The 10,871-nt window shown below is 37.7% G+C and carries 11 protein-coding genes, 1 rRNA gene and 1 pseudogene; 8 read left to right on the forward strand and 5 right to left on the reverse strand.

Translation table 11 applies throughout. The features are described 5' to 3' along the window. The first annotated feature begins 268 nt into the window (after positions 1–268). On the forward strand, positions 269–421 hold the full coding sequence (locus FG390_RS16130) for a DUF3219 family protein (RefSeq protein ID WP_258311692.1): 153 nt from the start codon (positions 269–271) through the stop codon (positions 419–421). Then, the gene (locus FG390_RS15150) at positions 418–1,416 is read left to right on the forward strand and encodes an LLM class flavin-dependent oxidoreductase (protein WP_141191876.1); all 999 of its coding nucleotides are present in this window, start codon (positions 418–420) and stop codon (positions 1,414–1,416) included. The genes FG390_RS16130 and FG390_RS15150 overlap by 4 nt, the downstream gene beginning before the upstream one ends. Positions 1,417–1,734: 318 nt before the next feature. On the opposite strand, the gene FG390_RS15155 is transcribed toward FG390_RS15150, so the two are convergent. From FG390_RS15155 to FG390_RS15175, 5 genes and pseudogenes are all read right to left on the reverse strand, one after another. Further along, on the reverse strand, positions 1,735–2,214 hold the full coding sequence (locus FG390_RS15155; protein ID WP_141191877.1) for a hypothetical protein: 480 nt from the start codon (positions 2,212–2,214) through the stop codon (positions 1,735–1,737). Between the two features lie 254 nt (positions 2,215–2,468). Further along, on the reverse strand, positions 2,469–2,822 hold the full coding sequence (gene gsiB / locus FG390_RS15160; protein ID WP_141191878.1) for a glucose starvation-inducible protein GsiB: 354 nt from the start codon (positions 2,820–2,822) through the stop codon (positions 2,469–2,471). Between the two features lie 116 nt (positions 2,823–2,938). Further along, positions 2,939–3,115 (reverse strand): annotated as a pseudogene (locus FG390_RS15165) (KGG domain-containing protein); the annotation flags it as partial. A 665-nt stretch (positions 3,116–3,780) separates the two neighbouring features. After that, positions 3,781–5,508 carry a pyruvate oxidase gene (locus FG390_RS15170; protein WP_141191880.1) on the reverse strand — a complete coding sequence of 576 codons (1,728 nt, stop codon included), beginning with the start codon at positions 5,506–5,508 and terminating at the stop codon, positions 3,781–3,783. An 862-nt stretch (positions 5,509–6,370) separates the two neighbouring features. Continuing rightward, positions 6,371–7,033 (reverse strand): Crp/Fnr family transcriptional regulator, encoded by a 663-nt coding sequence (locus FG390_RS15175; RefSeq protein ID WP_141191881.1) that lies wholly within the window; start codon positions 7,031–7,033, stop codon positions 6,371–6,373. A 168-nt stretch (positions 7,034–7,201) separates the two neighbouring features. Between FG390_RS15175 and FG390_RS15180 the strand changes: the two genes are divergently transcribed. The 6 genes from FG390_RS15180 to FG390_RS15205 form a co-directional block, all read left to right on the forward strand. After that, the gene (locus FG390_RS15180; RefSeq protein ID WP_141191882.1) at positions 7,202–7,504 is read left to right on the forward strand and encodes a cupin domain-containing protein; all 303 of its coding nucleotides are present in this window, start codon (positions 7,202–7,204) and stop codon (positions 7,502–7,504) included. 19 nt (positions 7,505–7,523) lie between these two features. Next, positions 7,524–7,805 carry a ferredoxin gene (locus tag FG390_RS15185; RefSeq protein ID WP_141191887.1) on the forward strand — a complete coding sequence of 94 codons (282 nt, stop codon included), beginning with the start codon at positions 7,524–7,526 and terminating at the stop codon, positions 7,803–7,805. Positions 7,806–7,879: 74 nt separating this feature from the next. Beyond that, the gene (locus tag FG390_RS15190; protein WP_141191883.1) at positions 7,880–8,248 is read left to right on the forward strand and encodes a DUF488 domain-containing protein; all 369 of its coding nucleotides are present in this window, start codon (positions 7,880–7,882) and stop codon (positions 8,246–8,248) included. Positions 8,249–8,253: 5 nt separating this feature from the next. Next, positions 8,254–9,027 (forward strand): flavodoxin family protein, encoded by a 774-nt coding sequence (locus FG390_RS15195; protein ID WP_181406522.1) that lies wholly within the window; start codon positions 8,254–8,256, stop codon positions 9,025–9,027. Between the two features lie 206 nt (positions 9,028–9,233). Continuing rightward, complete coding sequence (gene fosX, locus FG390_RS15200; RefSeq protein ID WP_141191885.1) at positions 9,234–9,650, forward strand: FosX/FosE/FosI family fosfomycin resistance hydrolase; 417 nt, start codon at positions 9,234–9,236, stop codon at positions 9,648–9,650. A gap of 1,133 nt (positions 9,651–10,783) precedes the next feature. Beyond that, positions 10,784–10,871 (forward strand): 16S ribosomal RNA (locus tag FG390_RS15205); the annotation flags it as partial.

Raw genomic sequence — 10,871 nt, forward strand, 5'->3', positions numbered from 1 at the left:
AAAAGTCAACAAATGATAAGCTACGATTCTCGGCGTTGGCTCGTTTTTCCGGTCCTCATGTAGTAAAAACCTACATTCCGGTCCTCAAAACAGCGCCGCCTTGATCTTCTTGCTTCTAATTTGTCACCTTTTTGAACACTTACTTATATAGGTTGTTCAAAAAGTCAACAAATGATAAGCTACGATTCTCGGCGTTGGCTCGTTTTTCCGGTCCTCATGTAGTAAAAACCTACATTCCGGTCCTCAAAACAGTGCCGCCTTGATCTTCTTGCTTCTAATTTATCGGCTTTTTGAACACGCACTTAACAGGACGATTAAGCAATACTATACCTCGATCACTAATCTCTATGAAAAAGGTCAAGTTGGAGAGTATTCGTTAATTTTACAAGAAATCAAGCGGCCGGAAAGAGGACAAAAATGAAGTTAAGTATTTTAGATCAATCTCCCATTTCCTCTAATCAAACAGCAAAGGAAGCGTTAGAGGCCTCCGTAAAACTTGCACAAGCAGGTGAAACTTTTGGATATACCAGGTTTTGGATGGCGGAGCATCACGATTTACCTGGACTCGCGTGCCCTGCCCCAGAGGTTATGCTCAGCTATATTGGTTCCCAAACACATCATATACGCATTGGTTCTGGAGCCGTATTACTTCCCCATTATAAACCGTATAAGGTTGCTGAAATGTTTAATCTTTTGGCGACTCTTTTCCAGGGGCGTATTGATTTAGGAATAGGACGGGCCCCCGGTGGATCAGCTGAAGCTACAAATGTTTTAAATGATCATTTTTTAGAAAGTGTTTGGAAGATGCCAGATCTTGTGAAAGAACTACTCGACTTTTTAGACGATGAATTTAAAACAGATAACGCTTACGCTAAGTTATCAGCATCACCTATACCTGTGACATCTCCTACACCGTGGCTCCTTGGAACGAGTAAAAAAAGCGCTAGTTTAGCTGCAAAAAATGGCATGGCCTATGCATTTGGCCAATTTATGAGTGATGAGAATGGAGAAGAGATCATCCGTCATTACTTAGATTCCTTCCAGCCTAGAAAACCGAGCGGGCGCCCACATGTTATCCTAACGGTTTCTGCTATCTGTGCTGAAACAAATGAAAAAGCCAATGACCTCGCCCTAAGTTCACTCATTTGGGGTTTACAAAAGAGTAAGGGGGAGGGAGGATTTGTTCCGTCTATACATGATGCAAAGCGTTATTCTTTAAGTGAATTAGAAAAAAATGAGCTAGAAAAAAAGAAACGCAACATGATCATCGGAGACCCGGTCGAAGTGAAAGAGAAACTTCAAGTGTTACAAACGACCTACCAAGCTGAGGAGATCATGATCGTTACGATTACGTTTGATCCAAAAGAGAAAATAAGATCATACGAACTCATCGCACAGGGATGTATAGACAAGTAGAATGGACTTATTGTCCATTCTACTTGTCTGTAAGGGGTTGTTCAAAAAGTCACCAAATGATAAGCTTCGAATCCTCGACGCCCGCTCGTTTTCCGGTCCTCATGTAGTGGATACGAGGGGATCGCTGGCTAAAATCGCTCACGCTGGCGCCTGAAGCTACCACATCATGTGGAATGCTGGTCCTCGGGAACTGCGGCCGCTCTTAGCCTCCGACGGACGCCCAGGACGGGTTAGTTACTCTCGTTCTTGCAAGATGCCAGCGTACTTAGCCAGTAACCCTTTTCGTTTGTCACCTTTTTGAACACGTACTATAAGGGATTAATTTTTAATTTGACTCCGGCTGCCATATCGAAGAATACGATAGATGGCTAACCCATCACTGACATTGGTTTTTGAATACTGGACAGGTACTAAACTGAAAAAACAAAAGTACAGAGAAAAATAGACAAATTGGTAAAATAGGGCATGATGGGGCAAGACACCATACAATACAAGACTATTAATCAAAATGCTCGTTCCTATATTAAATAAAGCACCACCCAAATAGACAAGCATATTCGTTATTCGATTATCCCATTTTAGTTCTGTATAGTTACAATAAGAATCTATGAAATAGAGGCTATTAACTTTGAACTTTCCAAATTTAATCAATTGGTGACCTAAACCCAATTGAAAGGACGCTTGGCCACCAAAGATATAAGCCATAAACAAATGACCTAATACATGGATAAACGAAACGATTGGATAAATAATTAATAGTCCGATGAAAAGGGGAAAAAGATCTTTCAAACCGAACATTAAGGACCTCTTACTTCAAATTTGATGAAATGATTAACTCAATCATATGTTGTATCTTTCTTTTCTAATTTTCCCCTAACTTTTATGCAGGTGAATTTTGTTTTTTATTCAGGAGTTTAGTAAGTGCTTTTCTCCCTGCAAATAAAGCTAGACTAATGACTGCACCTTTGACTAGTTTTTTCATATTATTTCACCTCGTTTTCTTGATTAAAAAGGGGACTGAAGGTAGTCCCCTTAATTTATGATTAAAGATTTTAGTTTTTGCCACCTTTACTACCAATTTCTTGATAGAATTCCTTATCGTGATTATTAGATGTGGCTTCGCCGCCTTTTTGACCAATTTCTTGATAGAATTCTTTGTCATGATTATCAGCTGTGGCCTCGCCGCCTTTTTCGCCGATTTCTTGATAGAATTCTTTGTCATGATTATCAGCCGTTGCCTCGCCGCCTTTTTCGCCAATTTCTTGATAGAATTCTTTGTCATGATTTTTAGCTGTGGATTTACCGCCCTTACTGCCAATTTCTTGATAGAAGTCTTTACCATGTTTCTCACTATTTGCTTGTCCGCCTTTTTGTCCTGCTTCTTCTCTCGTCATTTTGTCTGCCATGGGTCATTCCTCCTTGATATATTTAAATTCAAATTTTGAAATTTTTCGAATAAATCATTCATAAAGGTAGAATTCGATTGAATTTCTTATTATAATTAGGTTGTTAATTAATTACTTCCGCCTTTATGACCAATTTCTTGATAGAATTCTTTGTCATGGTTTTTACTAGTGGCTTCGCCGCCTTTTTCACCGATTTCTTGGTAAAACTCTTTACCATGTTTTTTGCTAGTAGCTTCTCCGCCTTTATGGCCAGCTTCTTCGCGACTCATTTTATGATCGTTATCTTTCGCCATTTTCAATACCTCCTTTGTCGTTGTACTATACGTTTCCCGCCTCACAAGATGTCAAACATGATTCTAAAAATTATTTTGGATTTTTACATAAAAGAGGTTGTTCAAAAAGGTGACAACTGGCTAAATGTCATCCTGCAAGAACGAGAGTAACGAGTCCGTCCTGGGCGTCGGAGGATAAGAGCGGCGCCAGTCCCTTAGGACCGGAATTCCATATGATGTGGTAGTTTCAGGCGTCAGCGTGAGCGTTTTTCGCCAGCGATCCTCTTATATACGCTACATGAGGACCGGAAAAACAAGGGGGCGCCGAGGATTCGCACAATCATTTGGTGACTTTTTGAACAACCTCTAAAATAATAGATTTGCTTGTTTCAACCTATCTACAAATCATTCATAATTTCAATCATTTAGACCATAATAAAACCCTCTGACGAGTAAACTTCAGAGGGTTTATATGTCTTTATTTATCCCGCCTTAACGGCTAGAAAAAACTCCCACCTCAAGATTCTTCAAAGAAGATAGGTGGGGGATCAACTGCCCGAAAAGGTCTGATTGGTTCTGGCTTACCATCAGTGGGGGATAACGCAGGCTAAAAACCAGGCGTCCAGTTGCAACGCCTGCACTAGCATATCCTGTGTGTCGAAAAACCCCCACTGATGGAGTATCAATTATAGAAAACGTCTAACAACATCTTTCATTGGTGGCATTTTTTCTAATTTATGATTTTCCTTTATCGAATTCATTTCATATTTAGCGTAACCTTTTGCTTCATCCATCACAATTTTACCTGGAAGCGGTGCAGCATCGACATCGACTGTAACGTCAAGAATGACAGGAACGCCTGCCGTTTTTGCTGCTTCAAATGCTGGTTTTAAATCTTCATATTTCTCTATACGAAAACCTTTTCCTCCACAAGCTTCAGCAAATTTTGCATAATCAATGTCTTGGAAATCAATCGCATACGTAAGCTGCCCAACCACTTGTTGCTCATATTTAATGAAGGAAAGTTGCCTGTTATTTAGCACAACGACGATGATCGGCCAATTATATTGAACGGCTGTTGCAAAGTCCTGCATGACCATCGAGAAAGCACCGTCTCCACAAATGGCAATGGCTTGTCGATCAGGGAAGGCTTGCTTTGCAGCTAATGCGCCTGGAAGACCACATCCCATGGTGCCAAGCCAAGCAGAGATAATGAAATCTTGGTTCTTAACTTTAAGATAACGCGTGGTCCATACGGTTGCTGTTCCGACATCAACAGAAAAGATAGCATCATCCTCTGCAATATCTTGGATGGCTCCCATGACCGCTTGAGGCGCAATCGGGGTATTAGTTTTCGCCAGATCTTCTTCCATCCAACCGTTCCACGTTGCCATGTTCTTTTGACATGTTTTAAGGAATTGACGATCTGGAACATATTCAGAGTGCTCGGTTAACCATGATAGAGCAGCTGCTGCATCTCCTACAATCCCCACATCAATTGAGAAACGTTTACCCATTTTAACAGGGTTAATATCAATTTGAATGCCTTTAGCTTGATCAGGTAAATAAGCATTATAAGGATAATCTGTACCAACCATGATTAACAAATCAGAACTCTTCATAGCCTCGTAAGCTGGTTTTGTTCCAATTTTCCCTATATTACCGATAAAGTTTTCGTGTTCGTCAGGAAGAACGCCTTTACCAGGTAAGGTAATCGCCACAGGGGCTGAGATATGTTCAGCAAAGGCGGCAAGTTCTTTCTTAGCGTATTTTGTACCAACACCTGCCAAAATAACAGGTTTTTCTGCTTCGTTGATTAACTTTACAGCTTCGACCAAATCATTTTCAATAAGTCCAGGTAATTTCCTTTCGAACAAAGTAGATAATTGCGGCGCTTGATCCGAAATTTCCTGCAAAGCAATATCATCTGATATCGATATCACGGCTACGCCTTGCTCTTGATAGGCTGTACGAATGGCTTGGTTGACAACCGTTGGAAAACTCTCTGCACTCGTAATGTCTTTATTATAAACGGCCACATCTTTAAACAGTTCGTAAGTATTAACTTCTTGAAAATAATCTGTTCCGGTGAGTTTCGATGAGATATGTCCCACTAGGGCTAGCATCGGAACATGATCCATTTTAGCGTCATACATGCCATTTAGTAAATGAATCGCTCCTGGTCCTCCAATAGCAAGACATACACCTATTTTTCCGGTTAATTTTGAATAGGCAGCAGCTGCCATTGAAGCGACTTCTTCATGACGAACATTATAGAACGTGATTTTATCTTGTTTCTTGCGGAGGGCTTCGACCATCGTGTTAATCGAGTCACCTGGGATTCCATAGACATGGTCAATTCCCCAATTCTCAAATAATTGAACGACAATATCACTAGCTTTCTTTTTACCCATCGGTAAATCAAACCTCCTTTAAAATAAATTCACAGAAGTTGATAAATTGTCAAGATATAATTTCGGATAAATATAACAAAACTGTGAACTCTCATTTAAAGTTTACGACTAAAACGATTGAGAATAAAATGATTTGCTCTATTTGTCGCGTAAACGTTTATTTATACTTATACATGTTATTTCATATGCATGCATAGATAATTTTGTTATAGAGGTTGTTCAAAAAGTCACCAAATGATAGTGCGAATCCTCGGCGCCCTCTTGTTTTTCCGGTCCTCATGTAGCGGATACAAGAGGATCGCTGGCTAAAATCGCTCACGCTGGCGCCTGAAACTACCACATCATGTGGAATGCCGGTCCTCGGGAACTGCGCCGCTCTTCTTCTTCCGACGCCCAGGACGGGCTAGTACTGGCGTTTCTTGCAGGATGCCAGCGTACTTAGCCAGTAACCCTTTTCATTTGTCACCTTTTTGAACACACACTTATATAGACGAGAAGTCTATTCTTAGGTCAAGAATGAATTTTTGATAGAAAATAGAGAAGGAAGAATCATAAAGAATTAGATAAAGAATTGAATAATTAAAAGGGGGATGATTTAAATCATAAGAAATGTCGAATTTGTCCTCCATCGATATTATCATTTTGTTAAGCCGAAGAGTGAAGGTAAGGATTAGATTAAATAAATGAAGACATGATGAATATCGGAAGGGATCATCTCGTTCGTTTTGATCCCTTTTTTTATCCATCATCTTAGATGAAAAATTTTTTGAAAGGCAAATGACTTCTATCTAAGACCGATCTTAGCCGACATACGTAATAACCTACTAAGAAATGAAGGATCTTTTTTTCTTCATCAACATAATTACAACAATTTATAATTCACACAAATTTTCTTTTGTCCGACTTTCTTTGCTTTGTTGTCACGATACAGCTGATGTAAGATTCGACTGACGGTTTCTTGTGTAACCCCGATATATTCGGCTATATTTTGAACCGTCATGCCATGTTCTATGAGGATCCAATCATCGTCCACTTTTTCACCTGATTGACTCGCTAATCGTTTGAGCAACGAAACAAGTTGATGGGAGGCCGTTTCAAGTACAGAATTCGAAAATCGTGTTATCAATTCTTGGTTTTTTTCCGTAAGAAACAGGGTCAAGTGTTCGTGTATGGTTGGGTATTGGTTAAATAACGTGTTCATTTGTTGTTTGGATATAACAAATAATACGCTATCTGATAACGCTTCGGCATTTCCTGGATAGTTCGGATCAGTCTGATTAAACCCAACATGCGGGAAAAAATCCCCATCTGTCAATAAGCTTGCTATCCACTTCTTTCCTTCTCCGTTTTGTTTATAGATCGCAACCGACCCCTTGATAACGAAGTAATAGTGCTTTAGCTTTTCTCCGCTAAGAAAAATAGATTCCTTTGCATGAAACTCTTTTATTATTCCCTTGGTCTCAATTTCTTGAAGAGAAGATCTTGAGAGACCTTCTAACCATCCTATAGGTCGTAAATGTATCAATAATATCACCTTTTTCAATACAAAATGACGAATTACATTTGAAAAACTTGATCTAGATCATATTTTTTTAAAACATCTGTCTCTATTATAAATGATAGGAGTTATCAATTAAAGAAACCATCTCACTTAATGAGATCAAAAATATAAAATAACAGGGGGAAATTAAGAATGGAACTATTAACATGCCAATTTCAACAACAAATGAAGGAACATCTTTTTCATGATCCATCACAAACGATTGTGCACTTATCATTAGCAAAAAATCAAGAAATTCCTGAGCACCATGGGGGAAATGCACTAGTAACCGTTATTCCCGTTAAAGGGGAAATTGTTTTTTCAACACAAGAACAATCAGAAACATTAGTCCCTGGAAAACTCGTCCGTTTGAACGCAAGGGAACCACATTCATTGAAGGCTTTACAAGAAAGTGAAGTTATTGTTGTAAAAATTCCAGTGTCAAAAGAATTATAATGAGATTAAGGTGAAAATGATGAAAAAGTTTACGAAGGTCAACAAAGACATTTGCATTTCGTGTGGTGCCTGCGAAATGGCAGCACCTGACATTTTTGATTACGATGAAAATGATTTGGCTTATTCGATGATTGATGATAACAAAGGGATCACACCTGTTCCAGAAGAATGGGTTGATGATCTGATTGAAGCCCATGAAGGCTGCCCAACAGAAGCGATTTGTGTATCTGACCAACCATTTGAAAATGCTCCTGTAGAAGGTAAAGGGCAATCTGGAAAAGACATTAAAAGTAAGTTATGATGATGGGATGGCATGACTTCTAATTTTTATTTTTAGAAGTTGCCAAAATAATCTTATTAGAGATGATATAACGAATGATACAAATAAAACGTGTCTATGAGTCATATGAACCATCGGATGGAACGCGTATCCTCATTGATCGCCTCTGGCCAAGAGGGGTATCAAAAGAAAAGGCAAACCTAGATCTTTGGATGAAAGATGTCGCTCCAAGTGTTTCACTTCGAAAATGGTTTAATCACGAGGAATCAAAATTTAAAGAATTTAAGAAAGCATATGAAAGCGAACTCTCTCAGGATAGAGAGAAACAAGAATGCTTAGAAAAAATCATTGCTTTAAGTCATCAAAAGAAGGTGACTTTAGTATACGGAGCAAAACATCCATTTATTAATCACGCCGTTGTTTTACTCAACTTCATTCAAACACATTTTCAAACAGATAGGTGAATTCAGTGACAAAAGTGATCGGCATTTTAGGTTCAACAAATACAGATGGCTTAACCGCACAAATGCTAAAAGCGGTGTTAAGAGGTGCAGAAGAACAAGGCTGTATGACCGAAATGATTCATTTAAGTGAATTATCACTACAATTGACCGCAAGTGGCGAAAAAAATGACATCTTAGATGCGCTTTCGGATCGATTAGTAGCTGCGGATTGTCTTGTTCTTGCCTCGCCTACATATTGGGGAGATGCTTCAGGACTAATGAAAAATTTCCTCGATTGCATGCGCTCAAAACTTCTGGCATTTAATCAAAAAGGTGAGACGATGCCAGGAGATTTTAAAGGAAAAAGCTACGTGTTATTAACATCATGCTATACCGAAAAAAGACAAAATCGTTGGAGAGGCGTCACTGATCCAACATTTAACACGATGGACAAACCCTTGAGTGCAGCTGGAATGAATTGCCTTGGCGAAGAAATTAGCACCGGCACATATGGAAAAACGATATTACCATCATCAAAAGAAGAGGATTGTATTCAACTTGGACGACAAATACCGAAGAAACTGTACAAAGGAGGGTTTACAATGAAAAGATATATTCAGTTATTCTTTATGCTTGCAGTAACGGTCTTAATCGTCATGGGCATTCAAAGAGGACTGAGCTCTCTTGGAATCATGAATTTAAATAATTTCTGGTTGAATTACATTGTATTCGTCCTATTAACGTATATACTACTATCCGGTCTATTACGTTATTTTGCGGTTAAGAAACATAAAAGATGATAAAAACCCTATGATCTGCTTATAAATGAGCAGATCATAGGGTTTTTAGCTAGCGAATGTTCTATTAAATACATTTTAACTATTTTGTTAGAATTTGATTATGAACATGATTGTTCAAACAGTCATTTAATATGTCTCATGAAAGAATAGTTTGATTATCATAGATTATAGTTTATACAAAATAAATTTTAATTCGGGGGTATTTGATGATTGAAGGAATAAGTCATATCACTTTTATTGTTAAAGATTTAGAAAAATCAACAAGGTTCTTTAAATACGTTTTTGATGCTAAATGTATATATTCAAGTGGAAACATTACGCATTCATTATCTCGCGAAAAATTTTTTCTCATTGGTGGAGTATGGATTGCCATAATGGAGGGAGAACCATTAACTAAACAAACTTATAATCACGTGGCTTTTAAGATTAATGATCAGGATTTTGAAGAATATTATCAACGAATTACGGAGTTGCAACTAGAGTATAGGACGCCACGTTCCAGGATAGAGGGAGAAGGTAGATCTTTGTATTTTTATGATTATGACAATCATCTATTTGAGCTTCATACGGGTACTCTTCAGGAACGACTTGAAAAGTATGCCAGTATACAAAAAGAGGAGTGAATCTAAATTGGATAGGGTGTTTTATCCTAAACGAGGTGAAGGAATATAATAGATGATAAAGTTAAAATTGCTATGTTGATCATGAATATGCCTCATTTATATTAAAGGTAGTGAAGAGACGGCACTTACATTTTATTGAGTATACGTAAATCGAGTTATTGTTTTTAGTAAAAAGAATATAGGCTTTAAATGTGAGGGAATAGGAAATTATATAATGGACTACATATAGATCAGGTAATCATTACAGTATCAAAACCTTGGTCAATTGAATGGTGTATTGAAAATCCAGCTAAAGGGCATTATGGGGTAACGGCATTACGTTAGACGGGGAAATATTATAACAGTCACTCTCAAGGGAGTGCATTTTTACAACTTAATTCAACATCATCTCAATTCAGTAGACAAATAGAATATAAAAGTATTCCTTTAAATAGAAAAGAATCTTATTTAGATAATGATGATCAATACGCTTGTATAAAACTAAGTGTATTAAGAAAATTGTTTTAACCTATTTAAGAGTAGAAGGGTAAGATTGCTAACTAGTTGACGCGCTCAATTAAAATGAACATTGTTTTTTTATAAAAATAGTATTGACGATTGAAAATGAGCATGTTATATTATTAAGTGTCGCTCAATTAAACAATTATAAACAAATAGAAAGATGTTGACACGATTGTTTGATAGAGTTATAATATAAAACTCACTGTAACGAAACAGTGATTAAGAAATAAAAACTTATTGACAATAACTTTTAAATTTGATACAATACAAAGGTTGCCGTTATTAATTAACGGTAAGTAATTAAAGATTCTTATTGACAACAACTTTTGAACGTGATAAGATATAAAAGTTGCTGTTGAAAAGCACTAGATTAAAAGATTGTTCTTTGAAAACTAAACAAAAGCCAAGCGTAATGTCAAACGGGTAACACCGATTGATTTCTTTGAAAAAAAGAGCGATGGATCAAATGAAACGATTAATTATTTGTTCATTATAAATGGACTATAACAAGTTATGAATCTTCGACTAAAGACGCAACGTCCTGTTGCAACGTCGAAGCTCGTACCTGTTAAAGGAAGTCGGTTAAGAACGTCACATCCTGTGACAACACCGACATTTGCACATCCTGTGCATCATCGGAGAGTTTGATCCTGGCTCAGGACGAACGCTGGCGGCGTGCCTAATACATGCAAGTCGAGCGCAGGAAGCAAAACAATCCTT

Origin of the sequence: Terrilactibacillus laevilacticus (assembly GCF_006517395.1) — a bacterium.
GTDB classification, from domain to species: Bacteria; Bacillota; Bacilli; order Bacillales; family Sporolactobacillaceae; genus Terrilactibacillus; species Terrilactibacillus laevilacticus.